The organism is Aestuariivivens sediminicola (assembly GCF_022662015.1).
GTDB lineage: Bacteria > Bacteroidota > Bacteroidia > Flavobacteriales > Flavobacteriaceae > Aestuariivivens > Aestuariivivens sediminicola.
The window spans coordinates 1-20303 of record NZ_JAKMCM010000008.1 but is presented as its reverse complement, the minus strand read 5'-3'; the positions used below and the strand labels follow the sequence as shown (position 1 = coordinate 20303).

Annotated in this window: 23 protein-coding genes and 1 tRNA gene; 12 read left to right on the top strand and 12 right to left on the bottom strand. The window is 37.1% G+C overall.

The features are described 5' to 3' along the window. The first annotated feature begins 12 nt into the window (after positions 1–12). Positions 13–264 (top strand): 30S ribosomal protein S20, encoded by a 252-nt coding sequence (gene rpsT / locus MR041_RS14475; RefSeq protein WP_242094966.1) that lies wholly within the window; start codon positions 13–15, stop codon positions 262–264. Positions 265–412: 148 nt separating this feature from the next. Here the strand turns inward: rpsT and rho are convergent, their stop codons facing one another. Next, a complete protein-coding gene (gene rho, locus MR041_RS14470; RefSeq protein ID WP_242094965.1) occupies positions 413–2032 on the bottom strand; it encodes a transcription termination factor Rho in 1620 nt (539 codons plus the stop codon). A gap of 194 nt (positions 2033–2226) precedes the next feature. Between rho and MR041_RS14465 the strand changes: the two genes are divergently transcribed. After that, complete coding sequence (locus MR041_RS14465; protein WP_242094964.1) at positions 2227–2643, top strand: DUF4293 domain-containing protein; 417 nt, start codon at positions 2227–2229, stop codon at positions 2641–2643. A gap of 356 nt (positions 2644–2999) precedes the next feature. Here MR041_RS14465 and MR041_RS14460 read toward each other — a convergent pair whose 3' ends face one another. Both MR041_RS14460 and MR041_RS14455 read right to left on the bottom strand, forming a co-directional pair. Next, positions 3000–4127 (bottom strand): helix-turn-helix domain-containing protein, encoded by a 1128-nt coding sequence (locus tag MR041_RS14460; protein ID WP_242094963.1) that lies wholly within the window; start codon positions 4125–4127, stop codon positions 3000–3002. Positions 4128–4539: 412 nt separating this feature from the next. Then, positions 4540–5031, bottom strand: a complete 492-nt coding sequence (locus tag MR041_RS14455) for a metallophosphoesterase family protein (protein WP_242094962.1) — start codon at positions 5029–5031, stop codon at positions 4540–4542. Between the two features lie 90 nt (positions 5032–5121). Here MR041_RS14455 and truA point away from each other — a divergent pair, with 90 nt between their 5' ends. Continuing rightward, positions 5122–5865 carry a tRNA pseudouridine(38-40) synthase TruA gene (truA, locus tag MR041_RS14450; RefSeq protein ID WP_242094961.1) on the top strand — a complete coding sequence of 248 codons (744 nt, stop codon included), beginning with the start codon at positions 5122–5124 and terminating at the stop codon, positions 5863–5865. A 1-nt stretch (position 5866) separates the two neighbouring features. Next, positions 5867–7636, top strand: coding sequence for an ABC transporter ATP-binding protein (locus MR041_RS14445; RefSeq protein ID WP_242094960.1), 1770 nt, complete (start codon positions 5867–5869; stop codon positions 7634–7636). A gap of 35 nt (positions 7637–7671) precedes the next feature. On the opposite strand, the gene MR041_RS14440 is transcribed toward MR041_RS14445, so the two are convergent. Genes MR041_RS14440 through folP form a run of 3 tightly spaced genes read right to left on the bottom strand, consistent with a single transcriptional unit; the run spans position 7672 to position 9963 of the window. Continuing rightward, entirely contained in the window at positions 7672–8457 is a 786-nt protein-coding gene (locus MR041_RS14440) for a diadenylate cyclase (protein WP_242094959.1), read from the bottom strand. 35 nt (positions 8458–8492) lie between these two features. Continuing rightward, positions 8493–9194, bottom strand: a complete 702-nt coding sequence (locus tag MR041_RS14435; RefSeq protein ID WP_242094958.1) for a hypothetical protein — start codon at positions 9192–9194, stop codon at positions 8493–8495. Beyond that, positions 9184–9963 (bottom strand): dihydropteroate synthase, encoded by a 780-nt coding sequence (folP, locus tag MR041_RS14430; RefSeq protein WP_242094991.1) that lies wholly within the window; start codon positions 9961–9963, stop codon positions 9184–9186. Before folP ends, MR041_RS14435 begins: the two co-directional genes overlap by 11 nt. Positions 9964–10204: 241 nt before the next feature. Here folP and MR041_RS14425 point away from each other — a divergent pair, with 241 nt between their 5' ends. The 7 genes from MR041_RS14425 to MR041_RS14395 all read left to right on the top strand — a co-directional run bounded on the left by MR041_RS14425 (position 10205) and on the right by MR041_RS14395 (position 15569). After that, complete coding sequence (locus MR041_RS14425) at positions 10205–10744, top strand: DUF1599 domain-containing protein (protein WP_242094957.1); 540 nt, start codon at positions 10205–10207, stop codon at positions 10742–10744. A gap of 74 nt (positions 10745–10818) precedes the next feature. Next, positions 10819–11913, top strand: a complete 1095-nt coding sequence (locus tag MR041_RS14420) for a BT_3928 family protein (RefSeq protein ID WP_242094956.1) — start codon at positions 10819–10821, stop codon at positions 11911–11913. Between the two features lie 20 nt (positions 11914–11933). Continuing rightward, a complete protein-coding gene (locus MR041_RS14415; protein WP_242094990.1) occupies positions 11934–13010 on the top strand; it encodes an ABC transporter permease in 1077 nt (358 codons plus the stop codon). 14 nt (positions 13011–13024) lie between these two features. Then, a complete protein-coding gene (locus MR041_RS14410; RefSeq protein WP_242094955.1) occupies positions 13025–13510 on the top strand; it encodes a TlpA family protein disulfide reductase in 486 nt (161 codons plus the stop codon). Between the two features lie 65 nt (positions 13511–13575). Beyond that, positions 13576–14325, top strand: a complete 750-nt coding sequence (tpiA, locus tag MR041_RS14405; RefSeq protein ID WP_242094954.1) for a triose-phosphate isomerase — start codon at positions 13576–13578, stop codon at positions 14323–14325. 104 nt (positions 14326–14429) lie between these two features. Then, positions 14430–15257 carry a 50S ribosomal protein L11 methyltransferase gene (gene prmA / locus MR041_RS14400; protein ID WP_242094953.1) on the top strand — a complete coding sequence of 276 codons (828 nt, stop codon included), beginning with the start codon at positions 14430–14432 and terminating at the stop codon, positions 15255–15257. A 36-nt stretch (positions 15258–15293) separates the two neighbouring features. After that, positions 15294–15569: an ATP-dependent Clp protease adaptor ClpS gene (locus tag MR041_RS14395; protein ID WP_242094952.1), complete on the top strand. Its 276-nt coding sequence runs from the start codon at positions 15294–15296 to the stop codon at positions 15567–15569. Between the two features lie 44 nt (positions 15570–15613). On the opposite strand, the gene MR041_RS14390 is transcribed toward MR041_RS14395, so the two are convergent. The 6 genes from MR041_RS14390 to MR041_RS14365 all read right to left on the bottom strand — a co-directional run bounded on the left by MR041_RS14390 (position 15614) and on the right by MR041_RS14365 (position 19870). Then, on the bottom strand, positions 15614–15883 hold the full coding sequence (locus tag MR041_RS14390) for a heavy-metal-associated domain-containing protein (protein WP_242094951.1): 270 nt from the start codon (positions 15881–15883) through the stop codon (positions 15614–15616). Between the two features lie 2 nt (positions 15884–15885). Further along, complete coding sequence (locus MR041_RS14385; RefSeq protein WP_242094950.1) at positions 15886–17295, bottom strand: MBL fold metallo-hydrolase; 1410 nt, start codon at positions 17293–17295, stop codon at positions 15886–15888. 86 nt (positions 17296–17381) lie between these two features. Next, on the bottom strand, positions 17382–18173 hold the full coding sequence (locus MR041_RS14380) for a sulfite exporter TauE/SafE family protein (RefSeq protein ID WP_242094949.1): 792 nt from the start codon (positions 18171–18173) through the stop codon (positions 17382–17384). After that, positions 18173–18595 carry a DUF6691 family protein gene (locus MR041_RS14375; protein WP_242094948.1) on the bottom strand — a complete coding sequence of 141 codons (423 nt, stop codon included), beginning with the start codon at positions 18593–18595 and terminating at the stop codon, positions 18173–18175. Before MR041_RS14375 ends, MR041_RS14380 begins: the two co-directional genes overlap by 1 nt. 10 nt (positions 18596–18605) lie before the next feature. Beyond that, the gene (locus MR041_RS14370) at positions 18606–19169 is read right to left on the bottom strand and encodes a YeeE/YedE family protein (RefSeq protein WP_242094947.1); all 564 of its coding nucleotides are present in this window, start codon (positions 19167–19169) and stop codon (positions 18606–18608) included. A gap of 71 nt (positions 19170–19240) precedes the next feature. Then, positions 19241–19870 (bottom strand): Crp/Fnr family transcriptional regulator, encoded by a 630-nt coding sequence (locus MR041_RS14365; RefSeq protein WP_242094946.1) that lies wholly within the window; start codon positions 19868–19870, stop codon positions 19241–19243. 82 nt (positions 19871–19952) lie between these two features. Here MR041_RS14365 and MR041_RS14360 point away from each other — a divergent pair. Beyond that, a tRNA-Arg gene (locus MR041_RS14360) sits at positions 19953–20026 on the top strand. Positions 20027–20303: the final 277 nt, after the last annotated feature.

The following is a 20303-nucleotide window of genomic DNA, read 5'->3' as shown; positions in this document are numbered from 1 at the left end:
AGAAAAATTAAAATGGCAAATCATAAGTCAGCATTAAAAAGAATCAGAAGTAGTGAGACCAAGCGTTTAACTAACAGATATCAGCACAAGAGTACACGTAGTGCTATCAAGAAATTACGTGAGTTAACTGATAAAAAAGAGGCTGAAGCACTTTATCCTTCAGTGGCTTCCATGTTAGATAAATTAGCCAAGAAAAATGTGATTCATGCGAATAAGGCGGCTAATCTGAAATCTGGTTTGACAAAACACATTGCTTCATTGTAATAGAAGCCGAAATTTAAAAATTAAAGCCTTTCAATTCTGAAAGGCTTTTTTTTGTTAGGAAACATCTATTGACTCCTACATCGCGTTGTTAACGTAAAAAAAGCCTTGAACATTGTTCAAGGCTTTTTTTAAAAAATTGTCGTATTTATCAACCGTTCATTGATATTAAGAACTCTTCATTATTTCTGGTTTGCTTGAAACGCTCATTGATAAATTCCATGGCTTCAACAGGATTCATATCCGCAAGGTACTTACGCATAACCCACATGCGTTGAATGGTATTGTCGTCCAGTAAAAGGTCGTCGCGTCGCGTGCTTGAAGAGGTCAGGTCTATGGCTGGGAAAATTCTACGGTTGGATATTTTTCTATCCAATTGTAATTCCATATTACCTGTTCCCTTGAACTCCTCAAATATAACCTCATCCATTTTGGAACCGGTTTCCGTAAGGGCTGTGGCGATAATGGAAAGAGAGCCTCCGTTTTCAATATTTCTAGCGGCACCAAAGAACCTCTTCGGTTTATGTAAAGCATTAGCGTCAACACCACCACTTAAGATTTTACCGGATGCCGGCTGTACCGTGTTATAGGCTCTTGCCAAACGTGTTATGGAATCGAGGAGAATGACCACATCATGTCCGCACTCCACCAATCGTTTGGCCTTTTCCAGGACAATGTCTGCAATCTTCACATGTTCATGAGCTTCTTTATCAAACGTAGACGAAATAACTTCACCTCGTACATTTCTCTGCATGTCGGTTACTTCTTCAGGGCGCTCGTCAATTAATAAAATCATAAGGTAAACTTCCGGATGATTCGCAGCAATTGCATTTGCAACATCTTTCAGTAACATCGTTTTACCCGTTTTTGGTTGGGAAACTATCATACCGCGTTGCCCTTTTCCGATTGGTGAAAACAAATCCATAATCCGTGTAGAAATGGTACTCTGTTTTTCAGCAATATTGAATTTTTCTTTTGGGAATAGAGGGGTCAGGTGTTCAAAAGCGACACGATCTCTCACCACTTCTGGTTTCTGCCCGTTAATTTTCGTGACTTTAATTAAAGGAAAATACTTTTCACCCTCTTTAGGCGGACGAACTTGTCCAAGCACAGTGTCGCCTTTTTTCAAACCAAATAACCTGATCTGTGATTGCGATACATAAATATCATCAGGAGAAGATAAGTAATTGTAATCAGACGATCGCAAAAACCCGTAACCATCTTGCATGATATCCAGAACACCTTCACTTTCTATGATGGCATCGAACTCATAATCGGGTTCCCTGTAACGGTTTCTATTGTCTTTATTACCGTTATTCTGGGTGTTTTTCTGATTTTTATTCTTATGTTGTTGGTTTTGTTCCTTTTTCTGCTGTGTATGTTGTTTGTCTTTGGTGTTTGAATGATCTTCAAAGGATTTTTTGTCATCCTGACCTTTTTTATCATCCTGACCTTTTTTATCATCCTGCCCTTTTTTATCATCCTGCCCTTTTTTAGAACCTGTTTCTTTTTGATTTTCTTGTTGTTCAGGTTTTTGAGAACTTTCTTTTTGAATGCGTCTTCTGGGCTTTCGTGTGTTAGGTTTTTCTTGTTGTCCTTGACTAGTCAGGGTAATTTCTTTAGCTGTCTCAGGATTCGCAGCTTGTACATCTAAAATTTGATATACTAAATCTAATTTTTTGAGAGAACGATATTTAGGAACGTTTAATTGTTTTGCAATCTCTTGAAGATCAGAGAGCTTTTTCTCTTTTAATTGTGAAATTTCAAACATTGATGTTTAATTGAATAATTTTTACTTCTAATATTTAGGGTTGTTCTGAAAAAAAGATATTTTATTCTGAAGAATTAACAATCTGCATATGTGATTGTTGCGTATTGTTACTGCAATTATACAACTTTATTTTCATTAATAAGGTCTAAATTATAAAAGAAACTATTATTTTTGCAATCCAATTGTAAATATTCATGTTACAGCGTGTACAGACCCTTTATCTTTTAATCACTGTTGTGGCATCAGCTGCTTTGATTTTTGTTTTTCCATTATATCAGGTCAGTGATAATGATGGGGTATGGGTCTATGCGGCGAGCGACAATGTGCTATTGAGTGTATTTTTGTGTTCTGCAGTATTATCGCTGATAACTATATTGAAATATAAGAATAGGAAGACTCAATTTATGTTGGGTCGACTAAATATAATTTTGAACTTTTTTATACTAGGATTTTTCGTGTATCAATCTCTAAATTTATCTGGAGAAACGGTTGTTTCGAAGAAAGGTATTGGGATGCTCCTTCCTATTATTTCTATCGTTTTTTTGGTTTTAGCTAATAAAGCCATTAAGAGGGATGAGGATCTTGTAAAATCTGTAGATCGATTGCGGTAAACCTAACATCTTAGTAGTATTAGTGCGTGAAACCCAAAGTGAAAGCTTTGGGTTTTTTTATACGGTAGTCCTGAGCCATGATGACAATCTTAAGTGGCCCCGGATAGTTTACAGACACAATAGTAATATTACAATTTGGGTTTTTTGATGGGGTAAGATGAGCTCTAAATTAAAGTAAACAGCCTCTTGAATAAATGCTTAATCAAGAGGTTAGCTGTTTACTTCTCTCTGACTCTAAGGTTAAAATGCACAGTCTTTTTTTAACCCTTACAATAAAATTATCATGTGCAATTTAGGACTTAATTCGTCATAAAAAAGTTGTTTGGTGTTCAGATTAATGAATTAGAACACCTTGATTAACGGGGATCTGGTAGTTGCCTGAAACGTTTGATGAATTCGGACGGATACATATTGCATAATTTATTGAATGCCGCATAAAAGGTAGATTTTGAATTGAATCCTGATTCCTTGGAAATCGCTTCAATGGTGTAATTTGAATACGCATTATTAACAAGAAGTTCTTTGGCATGGTCTATTCGACAAGAATTAATAAAATCGAAAAAGGATTTACCGGAAATGGTATTAATGGATTGGGATAAGTAATTGGGATTGGTTTCTAAGGTCTTGGAAAGGTCTTTTAAATTTATTTTCGGATTTAAATATAACTTCTTGTTTTCCATTAACTCCAAGAGGGCATTAAATATTTTTTCCTTTTTTTCATGAGACAAACTGCAATTTTTATTGGATCTACGCGAAAGTTGAATAGGCGATATGGCTCCGATGCTCTTGTAAATTTCAGGGCGACATAATATTAAAAGGACAATGGCAAACGTATTAATCGTCATTATTGCTGCCGGATAAATGCTGTGTACCTGGTTAGAACTGAAGTTTACAAAACTGATTAAAAGGGGAGTGGAAATAATGAGACCTAAAAAAATATAGAACCATATAAGCGTATTTTCATCGGAATATGAATATTCTTGTTTGACTAATTCCTGATAGGTTATTATATCTTTTCGTATCAGGTAAAAATAAAACACGGAGAGTACTAAAATGTTGATTTTATGTTGGTTTTTAAAAATGGTAAAATTGAAGTTATTGGCATCAAAATGAAATTCAGCAGACTGTGCTTCCGGACTAAATAATAAATAAAGCCAGATAAAAAACTGTATGATAAACGGTGTTAGATGCAGCAACTGCAATTTGTCAAATTTGTACCGATTTCGAAAATAGGTTCGAATGTAAAAATAGAATATAGGAAGCCCCAAAAAGAGGAGCACATGGTCTAAAAGATAGAGTCTGGTGAATAGTTCAAGTTGCCCGAAAGCAAATATGATATAACAGATCCCGATAAGAACGAACAGCAGGCTGAGGACTTTATTGGCCTCAATACCGAATTTGTTTTTGTTAAAAAGCAGTATCACTCCAAAAGAAATAAAAAGAATACCATTAAAAATAATTATAGAGGAAAAATAGTGTAACATGGGACTAGTGGGTTAAGAGATTTTGGGCTAAGGATATATGTCAGAGATCGTGCGATTGAGCGCTTTACGAACCGTATCAGTAATTCGGACTCATGGATCATCGGTATTTGGACTAAATTTAAAGCGGTTCATAAATGGGTTTATTCATTACTAATTTCTTTATGCATTACCTTGTACATTATAATCTCCATTTCGCATGAGGCGGACATTATATCTGCTAAACTATTTTAAATTGAAACACAACGAAACAATTCGCTATTTTGATCTGTTCAGATTTTTGAATCAGAACAAATAATCCGAGGTTTTAATCGAAATAGCAGGGATGTAATATTAAAAAGTCAGTCGGCTAGAGAACCTTAATACTAAGTAACAGGTTGTTTGCAAATAATTTTGAAAGGGCCAGATTCTCAATTTATTTTTTGAATTCTATAACTTCTAAGTTATCAATTTTAACACCATCGATGGTGAAACGCAGCATGGTCCGAACTTTGTGAAAACCATGCTTACCAATAGCGCCGGGATTCATATGAACCAGATTGAGCTTTTTATCCGGCATAACCTTAAGAATATGAGAGTGTCCTGTAATGAATAATTTCGGAGGTTGCATCCGAATGGTATCTCGAACTCGTCTGTCATAGGCCCCCGGGTAACCACCAATATGGGTGATCCAGACATCTACATCTTCACAAAAAAAACGAAGATGTTCCGGAAATTCCCGTCGAATAGTGCTGTCATCTATATTTCCATAAACGCCTTTTAAGGGTTTATGGGCACGTATGGCATCGGCGACTTCAATTTTTCCGATATCTCCGGCATGCCATACCTCATCAGACTGCTTTACATATTTCAAAATATGAGCATCCATATAACCATGCGTATCTGAAAGCAATAAAATTTTGGTCATTCCAAGTTTTAATATTTTATTAAGAGTTGTGTCGATGCATGAATTGTAAAACTATCTATCTTTGTCAGACGACAAAAATATAAAAAGCATTTGAGGTATTTTATTGAAATTTCTTATAACGGCACTGCATATCACGGTTGGCAGAAGCAGCCAAATGCGACCTCAGTTCAAGAAGTTGTCGAGGATGGTCTCAAGAGGTTACTGGGTGAAGCCATTTCTGTTTTGGGAGCTGGAAGAACCGATACCGGTGTGCACGCAAAACAAATGATTGCGCATTTTGATTCCGACAGTTCTTTCGTTGAAACAGATGTAGTGTATAAGCTCAATGCATTTTTACCTGAAGACATTGCTGTTCACAGTTTATACAAGGTGCGACCGGATGCACATGCGCGGTTCGATGCCCTAAGCAGAACCTACTTGTACAGAATATCATTGACGAAGAATCCGTTTTCATTTCAGAATGCTTACTTCATTAAATACCCCTTAAATATTGCCAAAATGCAGCAGGCTTCGCAAGTTTTATTGGGATATAAGGATTTTCAATGCTTTTCAAAAAGTAATACCGATGTAAAGACGTATTATTGTAATATCCTGAAATGTGACTGGATCCTGGTCAAGGATGAATTGCATCTAGTGATTAAAGCCGATCGATTTTTGAGGAATATGGTTAGGGCCATTGTCGGAACCATGATCAATATCGGGACCGGAAAGTTAGATAACGATGATTTGTACGCTATTATTGCATCCAAAAATAGAAGTAAGGCCGGGTATTCTGTTCCGGCTCATGGATTGTATTTAACGGAAATTGAATATCCGGAAAATATCAAACTGTAAAATGAGAATGAAGAAAGAACGTATTTTTGATTTTAAGCTGTTCAAGCGCTTGTTTAAATACATTAGACCTTACAAGATTGTCTTTGTGAGTTTGGTGCTTTTGGTTGTTTTGCTGGCGCTGTTTAGTGCGGCCACCCCAAAAATAACGGAATTTGCTATTGATAATAGTATTGCCACGAAGGAAAAAGGTGATTTTCTGTTTTATATTGTTCTGTTACTGGTGGTTCTGCTCCTTCAATCTGTTTTTCAGTTATTATTTATATACTACGCCTCCTGGTTAGGACAAAATTTGGTAATGGATGTGCGAACAAAACTTTTTGACCATCTGCTTAAATTTAAAATGAAATATTTTGACAATTCATCTGTCGGGGTTCTTATTACGCGTGCGGTAACAGATATGGAGCGTATCGCTGATATTTTTGGTCAGGGTTTGTTTATGATTATCCGGGATCTGCTCACCATGGCCGTTGTCTTTAGTTTCATGCTTTATACCAATTTGAAATTGAGTTTCATAGTGTTTATTATGTTACCCGTTTTAATTTATGCGACCCGCATTTTTCAGAAATATATGAAGAAGGCATTCGAGGTGGTTCGTACAGAGGTCTCTAATTTAAACGCTTTTGTGCAGGAGCGTCTTACCGGGATGAAAATACTACAGTTATTTACAAGAGAGGATATCGAGTACGAAAAGTTTAAAGCCATAAATGAACGTCACAAAAAGGGTTGGTTAAAGACGGTTTGGTATAATTCATTCTTTTTTCCCATTGCAGATCTGGCATCATCCGTAACCATTGGATTAGTGGCATGGTACGGTGGTTTAAATGTCGTCCTGGGGGGTAGTGTCACCCAGGGGGTGTTGATCGCATTTATTATGTATGTGCCCATGTTGTTCAGGCCTTTACGCCAAATAGCCGATAAATTCAACACATTGCAAATGGGTATGGTTGCGGCGAACAGGGTATTTAAGGTCCTGGATACGACCTCTCAAATTGATGATAATGGCACTTACGTCGCACATCATTTTAAAGGTAATATTGAGTTTAACAGGGTTCGATTTAGTTATGTGGAACATGAGGAAGTCCTTAAGGGGGTTTCCTTCAAGGTGAATGCAGGTGAAACAATAGCCATTGTCGGTGCCACAGGGGCAGGCAAATCTACTATTATAAATTTGTTGAATCGGTTTTATGAAATTAATCATGGAACTATTTCCATAGATAATATTAACATTAAAGAGGTAACCCTGGCCTCACTTCGTTCTCAAATAGCAGTGGTACTTCAGGATGTGTTTTTATTTGCAGATACCATATTAAATAACATCACCCTGAACGACCCGGATATTTCTGAAGCTAAGGTCATAGAAGCGGCCAAAGCCATTGGAGTACACGATTTCATTAATAGTTTGCCGGGCGGTTACAACTATAATGTAAAGGAAAGAGGCGCCATGCTATCGTCAGGACAGCGACAATTGATTTCATTTTTAAGAGCCTATGTCACCAATCCGAGTATTTTGATTTTGGATGAGGCCACATCCTCTGTGGATTCTTATTCCGAACAGCTTATTCAAAATGCAACTGATCAGATAACAAAAGGAAGAACCTCTATTATCATTGCCCATCGACTGGCCACTGTAAAAAAAGCAGATAAAATTTTAGTAATGGATTCCGGCCGGTTGGTTGAAGAAGGTACGCACAAGGAATTGCTGAAAAACAAGGATGGATATTACAAAAATCTTTACGAGGTTCAGTTTCTTAAAAAAGAAGAGGTGTATTAAACTACGCTAATGGCCTTATGCTAATGCTGTTAGTGTTAGATCAAATCATTTTTTATCATTTTGCTTAACGCGTTTGTATCCTCAAAGACGACAAATTCACCGTCTTTAATATAGGATATGTGTCCTGTTTCTTCGCTTACTACAAGGGCAAGAGCATCTGTTTTCTCTGTTACCCCTATGGCAGCCCTATGGCGCAATCCGAAACGCTGAGGGATAGATTTTTCATTATTAACAGGCAAAATGACCCGCGTTGCCTTAACAATATTATCACTCACAACAATAGCACCATCATGGAGCGGACTATTTTTAAAGAAGATGCTCTCAATTATGGGCTGGGTCACTTTAATGTTCATTTCATCTCCCGATGACAACAAAAAGTCCAGGTTATTATTGCGTTCAATTACAATCAATGCCCCTGTTTTACTCATAGCCATTTTGCTGCAGGCTGAAACTATGGCATCGACATCGGTGGCGTCTGTGGATTCAGTCTTTAAAAATTTGAACTGTTTGATAAACCGGCCGCGTTTACCAAAATTGGTCGATCCCACCATGAGCAGAAATTTTCTTATTTCAGGCTGAAAGACAACAATTAAAGCGATTATTCCCACTTTCATGAACCCACCGAATATTCCGGTTAACAATTCCATATTAAGAAAATCGGTGAGTCGCCAGGCACCATAAATAATGATTATACCAATAAAAATATTAATGGCAACGGTGCCTTTAACCAATTTGTAAAGATAGTAAAGCAGCAGAGCAACTAGAATAACATCTATAACGTCTACAACGGTGAATTTCAAAAGATCTTTAAAGATGTCCAATAGTTTGTGATTTTGGTAAATTTAGTAAAATATGGTTAATTCGAAATATACTCGACAGGAGATAAACTCCCATTTTTAAATTCGTTTGAATTGAATAATGACTTTATTTCAATGTACTTCTGAAATGTTAGATTTTCATTTAAATTCAAAATAAAGACGCATTCTTTATTCAGCTTGCTCGAGATTGATCCCAAATCCTTGATGAGAGCAGCATGGCTGGATCTTAAAGCATTTGGATCATCATTTAATAGCCTAATTAGAATCCTATCTTGGGATACATAATGAATAATAATGTATGAGCTCTTTTCAGAATCTTGTCCATCCGGATCGTTGCTATCAGGCTGTTCTTTATAGATTATATCCGTAAAATCAATAAAGCCAAGGGTGTTTCTAAAGGTATCATGACAGGTAAAATAATTTCTTGCATTTGGATTTTTATGTCCGGCATTCTGTTTTTTTTCTTGTAGATATTTAATATGAGGTATGACTTGTTTCAAGGTTAAACGCTTGTCCACGTTAACCAGCCAATTCGTGGTACTAATAAGATTTTTTCTATTTAGTTCTACACTGTCTTTCTCCAATTCATCATAAAACAGATACGCCGCCGAGATATCAGACAGTTCTGTTATTTCCGAATGTGAAATTTCAGGTAATTGAAGCAGCCTTTCATGTCCACATGAAACAATAAACAAAGCCAATAAGCAAAGGAAGCCATATTTCAACGAATTACCCTTCATTTCCAAGTGCTTCAACTAACTTAATACATTCCACTGCTTGCCGCACATCATGTACACGTAAAATAGAAGCTCTTTTTTGTAATGCTATTGTATGTAAAACAGTTGTACCGTTTAAAGCTTCTTGTGCATTACTTTCTAAGGTTTTGTAAATCATAGATTTTCTGGATAACCCTACCATAAGTGGGTAATCAATTATTTTAAATAATTCCAGGTGATGTAATAATTCAAAATTTTGTTCTATGGTTTTTGCAAAACCAAATCCGGGATCAATAATAAGGTCTATAATGCCTACGCTTTTTGCAGCCGCCAATCGCTCGGAGAAATAAAACAGAATATCCTTTACCAAATCGTCGTAATCAGTGTTCTGGTGCATGGTTTGTGGTGTACCCCGCATATGCATCATAATGTATGGAACCTGCAAGTCAGCTATAGTTGGCAACATATCCGGATCTAAAATTCCGGCTGAAATATCATTGATTAAAGCCGATCCGGCTTCGATGCATTGTTTAGCCACCTGGCTGCGAAAGGTATCGACCGAAAGATATATTTCCGGAAAATTATTTAAAATCAAGGAGACTATGGGTACTATTCGCTTTAACTCCTCATCCTCACTGACATATTCAGCCCTGGGTCGGGAACTGTAAGCACCCACATCGACAAAAGTGGCCCCTTCCGAAAGCATTTTTTCAACCTGACTTAAAATGGCAACATCAGATCGGTATAAACCACCATCGTAAAATGAGTCTGGTGTTACATTGAGAATACCCATTACTTTTGGTGTTGACAGGTCGATCAGGTTGCCTTTGCAGTTTATGGTAAATGTTCGGTCCAACGTAATTTTATGCGATATAAATAGGATGGAGACCACACGATTGGGCTCCTTTGATTATAATTAAATAAGTTGTAAAAGTAACTAAAATTGCTATTTATCTGTCCAAGTCAACTTTTAAAACATTAACCTTTTGAACTTTAAACAATTTAAGCGAAATTTACCCCAAATTGAATTTTTTATGCAAGATACCTCAAAACAATATGATGCGGTAATAGAAACCTGTAAAAAGTTGTTCAAAAAAAAAATGAGTGATTACGGAAGTGCATGGCGTATTCTTAGGATGCCCTCACTGACCGATCAAATATTTATTAAGGCGCAGCGGATTCGTGGTTTGCAGGAGAACGACATCAGGAAAGTGGATGAAGATGAGATATCGGAGTTTATCGGCATCATAAATTATTGCGTAATGGCATTGATTCAATTAAATAAAGGTATCGCAGAACAACCTGACCTTTCTTTGGAAGAGGCGGTATCTTTATATGAAGATCAGATAAAAGTCACTAAAGCCTTGATGCAAGATAAAAATCACGATTACGGTGAAGCCTGGAGAGATATGCGCGTAAGCAGTTTAACCGATTTAATTTTGCAGAAAATATTGCGGGTAAAACAAATTGAAAACAATCAAGGTAAAACCTTGGTAAGTGAAGGAATAGATGCGAATTATCAGGACATGATTAATTACGCTGTTTTCGCTTTGATCCATTTAAATAAAGAATAATTATATTAAGCTCTTAAGTTCTCTTTGTTTAATTGTTTTGAACATTTTGAGCCTGGACACTTTTAAGAAGTACTATGAAGATATTAGTAAATAGTAGCAGGATATTTGTTGGCGTTTTATTTATTATTTCCGGTTTAATTAAGTTAAACGATCCCCTTGGGTTTTCCTATAAACTCCAGGAATATTTTAGTGCAGATGTTCTAAACCTCCTATTCTTAGACTCTTATGCCTTGGGAATTTCAATTTTGGTTGTTGTTTTTGAAGTCATTTTAGGTGTTTTTCTATTGATAGGCTATAAACCAAAATTTACCGTTTGGAGCCTGTTAGGTATGATTGTATTCTTCACGTTTTTAACCTTTTATTCAGCATATTTCGATAAAGTAAAAGATTGTGGTTGTTTTGGAGATGCTCTGAAATTAACACCATGGGAAAGTTTTACAAAGGATCTGGTTTTGCTGATTTTTATTTTGATGCTATCCTTTGGAATGAAATTTATAAAACCTGTATTTAACAAGTTAACCGTTACTGTTCTGGCCCTCTTAAGTTTTATTTTTTGTTTGTGGTTCGGATATCATGTGTTAATGCATTTGCCTGCTGTTGATTTCAGGGCCTATAAAATTGGAAATAACATTAAAGAAGGTATGGAAATTCCAGAAGATGCTCCAAAACCCCTATTGGAGTACTCATGGACATTTAATGTGAATGGTGAAGAGCAAGTCATTGTAACAAATGGTTCATACCCTTCCGTTGAAGGTGAGTTTGTCCGAGTGGACACAAAAGTTCTTTCTGAGGGTTACACACCTCCTGTTGTCGATTTTTCAATTGAAAGTGAAGATGAAGATTTAACGGAGCAGTTTTTAAGTACAGAGAATTTAATAGTGGTCGTATCTTACAGTTTGGAAAAAATTGAGGGCGATGGTGCTTTAAAATTAAAGGCGCTGCAGAATGAAGCACGTAAAAACGGATACAGTATAATCGGTTTAACGGCCTCATCCAAGGATACCAAACAACGAATTAATCAGGACTACAATATTGATTTTGAATGGTATTTATGTGATGAAAAGGCACTTAAAACTGTAATACGATCCAATCCAGGAGTATTAATGCTCGATGAAGGTACGGTAAGACAAAAAGTACATTGGAACGACATTGAAGACTTAGAATTTTAATTTTAAAACCCCACAGCGCACTGTTAGCCTATTTTTTAAATAAATTGACTTACGCTTTACTCACATTATTTGGAGTAGTTACAGTTATTTTCTTTTTATTCAATGTACTGCCTGGAGATCCAGCCCAAATGATGATGGGGCAAAATGAAGATAGTGAACAGTTGGCCCTGGTGAAAAAAAAATATGGGTTTGATAAACCTATGGGCACCCAGTATCTTTATTATTTGAATGACCTGTCTCCTTTATCGTTTCACTCTCAGAATAAAGACGATTACTCTTTTCGGAGTGACGGGAAGTATAATGCCTTTTTATTGTTTCCAATTGCCGGGGTAGATGTTGTAGTTAAGTTTCCTTATTTACGAGAATCGTTCACCAAGCAGGGAAAAAAAGTAACCCAGGTCTTGTCTGAGACCTTACCAAACACATTTGTTTTGGCGCTTACTGCCATAACAATTGCCATAATTATAGGTCTTTTTTTAGGCATTATTTCCGCCTTGTTTAAGGACCGCTGGCTGGATAAATCCATTCAGGTATTAAGTACATTAGGAATGAGTGTTCCTTCTTTTTTCAGTGCCATATTATTTGCCTGGTTGTTCGGGTTTGTCCTCCACAGGTATACTAATTTGGAAATGACCGGTAGTCTTTATGAATTGGATGACTTTGGAGAAGCCATGCATATAAGATGGAAGAATTTAATTTTGCCTTCCATTGTATTAGGGATCAGGCCCTTGGCGGTGGTCGTTCAGTTAATGCGCAATTCACTTTTGGAAGTTTTTAGTCAGGACTATATCCGTACGGCCAGATCCAAGGGATTATCGGAATTTCAAATTATTAAGAATCACGCCTTGAAAAATGCTTTAAACCCTGTTATCACAGCAATTTCAGGATGGTTTGCTTCCATGTTGGCAGGTGCTGTATTTGTAGAATATATTTTTGGGTGGAATGGTATAGGAAAAGAAATTGTAAATGCACTTAATACCTTAGATTTGCCGGTTATAATGGGATCAGTTCTGGTAATTGCACTTGTATTTGTAATGATTAATATTTTAGTCGACTTAGTTTATGCATGGTTAGATCCAAAAGTTAAATTGCAATAAATAAAATGTTAAAAATGATCAGTATATTCCTCTTTATAATTAGTTTTTTTAGTTGTAACTCTGAACCCATACCGGAGTATTTTAGTGAAGCAGCCTTAAATGACACCTTTGTTACCCTGGAAGGGGAGACCATAGATTTTAGATCCATACTGGAAGAACACAAGGGAGAAACTATTTTAATTGATATTTGGGCTTCCTGGTGCAAAGACTGTATTGTCGGTATGCCTTTGGTTAAGGATTTGCAGACTCAGTACGAAGATGTGGTCTATATCTTCCTTTCACTGGATCGTGGCGTAGACGCCTGGAAGCGTGGTATAGAAAAGTACGACGTTAATGGATTTCATTTTTATATGCCATCAGGTAAGAAATGTCCTTTTGCAGATTTTGTAAAAATTGATTGGATTCCGAGGTATATGGTAATAAATAAGGCTGGAAAGATAGAATTATTTAAAGCGATAAAAGCGGATGACAATAAGTTGGTGGAGGCTTTGAAAAAATAGTATTTTTGTTGAGAAAGTAAGTATATAATTAAATATTCCGAAAGCGGAATCATAAATTGGATTCTATGAGAAAACAAATTGTTGCAGGGAACTGGAAAATGAATAATGATTTAGCGCAAACCGAAGCGTTATTAACTGATTTAAAAAAATTAGAACAAACCTCCGGAGCCGAGGTCATGGTGGCTCCAACTTTTACAAACCTTTACCATGCTTTTGAATCCTTGAAGAACTCGAGTATTGAGGTTATTGCTCAGAATATGCATTTTGCAGATAAAGGTGCTTATACCGGTGAAATCAGTGCAGGTATGTTAAAGAGTATAGGCATTAAAACGGTTATTTTAGGTCATAGCGAACGTCGCGAATATTTTAATGAAACAGATGAAACACTTGCCAAGAAAGTAGATGCAGCGCTTGCCAATGATATGCGCGTTATTTTTTGTTTTGGAGAACAGCTGCACGATAGAAAATCCGGAAATCATGAAACTGTTGTTGAACAGCAAATAAAAAATGCCTTATTTCATCTTGAAGCGTCATCATTCCAAAACATTGTTTTAGCCTATGAACCTGTTTGGGCTATAGGAACCGGAGAAACAGCCTCACCCGAACAAGCACAGGACATGCACGCTTTCATTCGGGCATCACTGGCTAAACAGTACGGAAATGATGTGGCCGATGCCACTACAATATTGTATGGAGGCAGTTGTAAGCCCGGTAATGCTAAAGAGTTATTTTCCAAACCGGATGTCGATGGTGGATTAATAGGAGGCGCTTCCCTAATTGCCGAAGATTTTTTTGCTATTGTCAATGCCTTTTAAGCTTTAAGTGACACTTTGAACTTCGAATGCATTCAGTGCCATTCACCTTTGAGAATTTGAAATCTTAGAGATCCAATTGCCTGTTATTTTTTAAACTGTTGCACATGCTTTATCTGGAATATCATTTTAACGTAAGACCGATTCAACCAGGGGTTGAGATCCTTATAGCAGAATTGGGTTTTGCCGGATTTGAAAGTTTTGTAGAGACTGAGAGTGGATTAATGGCGTATATCAAAAAGGAAGGTTGGGATGATGCTGTTTTGGAAGACATTCAGATTTTAAAATCAGATGAATTTAAAATAACGCATACCGTTAAAGAAATTCTACAGACCAATTGGAATGCCGAATGGGAAAAGAATTTCGATCCAATAACTGTGGAAAATAGATGTGCTGTTCGAGCGCCTTTTCATCCGAAAACAGATGTGGAATACGATATTGTTATTGCGCCTAAAATGAGTTTTGGCACGGGTCATCATGAGACCACCTACATGATGCTTCAACAGATATTGTCCAATGACTTTAAGAATAAAACCGTGCTTGATATGGGTTGTGGTACCGGGGTGTTGGCTATTTTGGCTGAAAAGAAAGGTGCTCGTATGATAGACGCGGTAGACTATGATAATTGGTGTGTTATAAACAGTGCCGAGAATATTGAACTGAACTCCTGCAAGCACATAACAGTAATTGAGGGGGATGCCTCCGTTTTAAAAGATAAAACCTACGATATCATTTTAGCCAATATCAATAGAAATATCCTTCTCAGGGATATAGAAACCTATGCGTCATGTTTGAATAAAAACGGGATGCTGTTTCTGAGTGGATTTTACCGTGATGACGTTTCTGCCATTCAAAGGGAATGTGATAAACATGTGTTAAAATTTAAAGAAAAGTTGGAACGAAACAATTGGGTTTCCCTAAAATTTATAAATTAGTAAAACGGATATGCTAAAGTAGAAAGAAATAGAAAAATGAGCTCAAAAGAGAAGACATTAGAGGATTTATTGATTAAAGAAGAGGTCGTAACGCAGAACGAGATTGTGTTATACAACGATGATGTGAATACTTTTGATCATGTTATTGAGACTTTAATTTATGCCTGCGATCATACAGCGGAGCAGGCAGAGCAGTGTTCTTTAATCGTGCATTACAAAGGAAAGTGCACGGTAAAAACAGGGTCTTTTGACGATTTAAAGCCCCGTTGTACGCTCCTTTTAGATGCAGGTTTGAGTGCGGAGATCATATAAAAAAACCCTGAGCATTCAGGGTTTCTTCATTTTATATCAAGTTCTTAATCGGATATTCGGCCTATAGCGCAACTAATATAGGATTTTGCTCGAGTCTTTACCGCGTTTGCATCACCAACGACCGGATACCCCAGTTTCTTTAATACCTCTTTAACAACACTTACATCGGTTTCATTCTGATAAGAGAATGTAACGGAATGATCGACCATATTTATAGATACATTCGAAATAGGGGACATGTCGTTTAGTCGTGATGTTATGGTTTTTGCGCAGCCCCCACACTTGAGATTTTGTATTTCAAAGATTTTTTCCATCGTTATAAGGTCGTGGGACAAACATAGTTAGATCGCGGTAAGTCCGTGTTTTTAAGTGAGGCAAAACCCCCTGCAATATCAATGACATCAAAACCTCGAGCCTTTAAAATAGAGGCGGCTATTACAGATCGATAACCCCCGGCGCAATGCACATAATAGGTTTCATTTTTATGAATGGTATTCATATTGTCGTTAATATAATCCAAAGCGAAATGTTGAATATGTTCACCTTCTAAATGCTCCGATGCGTACTCACCGTCCTTTCTAACATCGAGCGTTGTATTTACCTTATTTTCTATTCGTCTGGCATATTCATCTGCAGAAATAGACTCAATCTGCTCTATTTCCTTTCCCGCATTTTGCCAGGCTTCAATACCACCATCCAGATAGCCCAGGGTATTGTCGTAACCAACACGCGATAATCGCGTTACCGCTTCCTGTTCCTTTCCTTTGGGTGTTATTAATAATAGGGGTTGTTTTAAATCGGTTATTAAGGCGCCCACCCAGGGTGCAAAACTCCCATGTAAACCAATAAAGATAGAATTTGGAATATGCGCCTTAACAAAATCTAATTCGTTTCTGACATCAAGAACTAATGCGCCCTCCTGATTGGCCAAGGCTTCAAATGTTTCAGGATCTAGCGGATTGTTGCCTTTTTTCAAAACGGTTTCAAATTCATCGTAACCGGATTTATTCATCATGGCGTTTTTCGCAAAATATTGCGGTGGTGGTGCAATGCCCTCCAAAACCTCTCTTACAAACTCTTCACGAGTCATATCGGCTCTCAAGGCATAGTTTGTTTTTTTCTGCTCGCCTAAAACGCCAACGGTTTCCTTACTCAAATTTTTACCACAGGCAGATCCTGCGCCGTGTGCTGGATAGACAATAACATCATCCGGTAAGGGCATTATTTTATTTCGCAAAGAATCATACAGCATACCCGCCAAATCCTCTTTTGTCAAATCCGACTTAATGGCCAGGTCTGGGCGACCAACGTCACCAAGGAATAAGGTGTCACCCGAGAAAATAGCGTATTCCTTACCATTCTCATCTATCAAAAGATATGTAGAGGATTCCAATGTGTGTCCCGGAGTATGTAACACTTTTATCCGAATGTTACCCAGTTCAAACACCTCATTATCTTTAGCTTCATGGATATCATAGTTTGTTTTGGCACCGGGCCCGTAAACAATGGTCGCCCCTGTTTTTCTTGCCAAATCCAGGTGCCCCGAAACGAAATCAGCATGAAAATGCGTTTCAAAAATATATTTTATTTCTGCATTTTCTTTTTTTGCTTTATCCACATATTGCTGGGTCTCTCTTAGAGGATCAATAATGGCAACTTCGCCTTCAGATTCAATGTAATAGGCACCTTGTGCAAGACATCCTGTATATATTTGTTCAATCTTCATAGTGTAAGTTTTCTTTTTGTGTATTCAATTTTTTGCAAAAATAATGCAATGGTCCTATTTTTTTTGTCACTTTTGTCACATAAGTCTTAGCTTATTTCTTTGTATAAGATATAAAAGGCCATAAGTAAAGTGAAATAGCCAAATCCTTTTTTTAAGCGTTCTCCACTTATAAATTTAGAAATAAATATGCCAATAACTATACCTAGTATAGAAATTATGGTAAAAGTGAGAAGAAATGTCCACTCAATTTCTAAAGTTTGTACATCACCTATAAAGCCAATCAATGAGTTAATGGTTATAATAACCAAAGACGTTCCAACTGCTTTCTTCATTGGGATATTTGCCCACAGCACCAAAGCTGGAACATATAAAAACCCGCCACCGGCTCCTATTATTCCCGTAATAGTACCTATTACCAGCCCTTGTATAAAGGTTTTGGAGTACGTTTGTTTTTCTTGATTTAAGCGGTTTTTGGAGCTTCTTCTTATCATAGAAATTGAGGCGAGAAGCATTATGATAGAGAAGAATACCATGATAGCCATGTCCTTTGTAAAAACATAGTCACCGCTTTTAAGAAGTTCTTCGGGAATATTTGGTACCAAAAATCGTCGTGACAGATATACGGCTAAAAAAGAGGGAAATGAAAAGGCTAATCCAATTTTAAAATCGACTAACTTTTTTTTATGCTTTTGATATGTTCCGACCATGGACGATGTCCCAACCACAAAAAGCGAATAGGCCGTGGCTGTAACCGGATTATATCCTAAAAGATACACCAGTAAAGGTACGGTAAGAATAGATCCACCACCTCCAATAAGTCCTAATACCAGACCAACAACGAGGGCGCCAAGATAGCCTAGAAGGTGGGTGCTGTCCATTAATGAGGTAATTTTTCTTTTAGCAGACCGTAGACAAACGTACCAAGAATGGAGGCAATAATAACGATAACCATACTGAATACACCCGTACCGAGCAAGATATACATAGGGCCGGGGCAAGCACCAATCAATGCCCATCCTAATCCAAATATACTGCCACCTAAAATATTTTTAAAAAGTCCGCTTTCTTTTTTTGGAACATAAATTTCTACGCCTTCCAGGTTTTTTATGTGGCCTCTTTTTGAAATTTGTAAAAACAGGATACCCGAGCCAATGGCAGTACCGATAATACCATACATATGGATGGATTGAAACCGGAACATCTCATAAATACGATACCAGGAAACGGCCTCAGATTTAACGAGAACAATGCCGAAGAATATACCGACAAATAAAAATTTAATATAGCTTGCAACTTTCATAGATCCGATATTAAGATTTAAACAGTAAAGGCAAAATAAAATTTGCCATTAGTAAACCACCAATAAAAAAACCAATCACAGCAATTAAGGAAGGTTTCTGCAGGCTGCTCAATCCTGCAATCGCATGACCGGAAGTACAACCACCGGCATAGCGGGTGCCAAAGCCCACTAAGAACCCTCCAAGAATGAGCAGAATTAGCCCCTTTGCAGAACCCACAGTCTTCCAGCTAAATAGTTCATCGGGGACCAGGCTGGCACCAGAATTCGAGAATCCCATCGTACTGAGTTCTTGCACAGTAACAGGATTTAAATCTGTAACACTGGCGTTGGAAAGAAATTGCGTAGCTATATAACCACCGATAATGGCACCAATGACCACCGTTAAATTCCAGAGAGAATCTTTCCAATTAAATCTGAAAAAATCTGAATATTTTCCTGCTCCGGCAATGGCACAAAATGTCTTTAAGTTCGACGACATCCCGAATGTTTTTCCAAAGTAGAGCAGCAGCGCCATGACCAGGGTTATTAAGGGCCCTGAAATATACCACGGCCAAGGATCTAAGATAAATTCCATAACGTTTCTATGTTTTAAAAATGTAAAATTAGTCTAATTAATGCGATATCTCGAAGAATAGCCGTTTAGGACTAAATTAATTCGATTTTATTTCTACTGAGTTTTATTTTGTTTTCGTTTTCCAGTTGCTTTAACAGCCTGGAAATGACAACGCGCGAGGTGTGTAAATCTTCGGCAATATCCTGATGTTTAATGGCTATACTTTTGCTGTTATACAATTGCGATTTATTTAAAAGGTATTTATACAAACGACCATCCATTTTCAAGAACGCGATGGTGTCTATGGCATCCAACATTTCATCGAAACGAATTTGATAGCTTTCGAGGATGAAATTCCTCCAGCTTTCATTATCGTGAAACCAACGCTCCATATATTGAACAGGGATCATAATCAAACTTGATTCTTTTTCAGCCACTGCTCTTATTTTACTTCTTGAGATGCCCAGACAACAGGTAAGGGACATGGTACAGGTTTCTCCTGCCTCCAGAAAATAGATGAGCAGTTCATTACCTTCATCGTCCTCTCGGAGTATCTTAATATTTCCTGAAAGTAAGAGCGGAATAAATTTGAGGGTCTGATTGATATCGATAATGATATCATTTTTCTTGAACGTTTTAAAAATACCAATTTGAGCAATCTCCTGAATGAGATTTTCATCAAATATTTGACCATATTTTTCGAGAAGTAATGCTTTATTCATATTCAAAAATAAGGAATTGAAATTTGAATTAATTATTTGGAGAAGTTTTAATAAATACACTATATTTGCACCCACTTAAAAAGGCCACGTGGCGCAACTGAATAGCGCACTTGATTACGGCTCAAGAGGTTCCAGGTTTGAATCCTGGCGTGGTCACGAATAAATAGTTCAATAAGAAAAAACGCCAAGTTTACTTGAGCGTTTTTTTGTTTGGACTATTTTCAAAGCGGAGCTTTGAGGGAACAAGGTGCGAAGCACCTTAATCCCTGATTGATTGGAATAATTTATTCCGATTTATTACCGAAAGAGCGTTTTTTTGTTTGGACTATTTTCAAAGCGGAGCTTTGAGGGAACAAGGTGCGAAGCACCTTAATCCCTGATTGATTGGAATAATTTATTCCGATTTATTACCGAAAGAGCGTTTTTTTGTTTG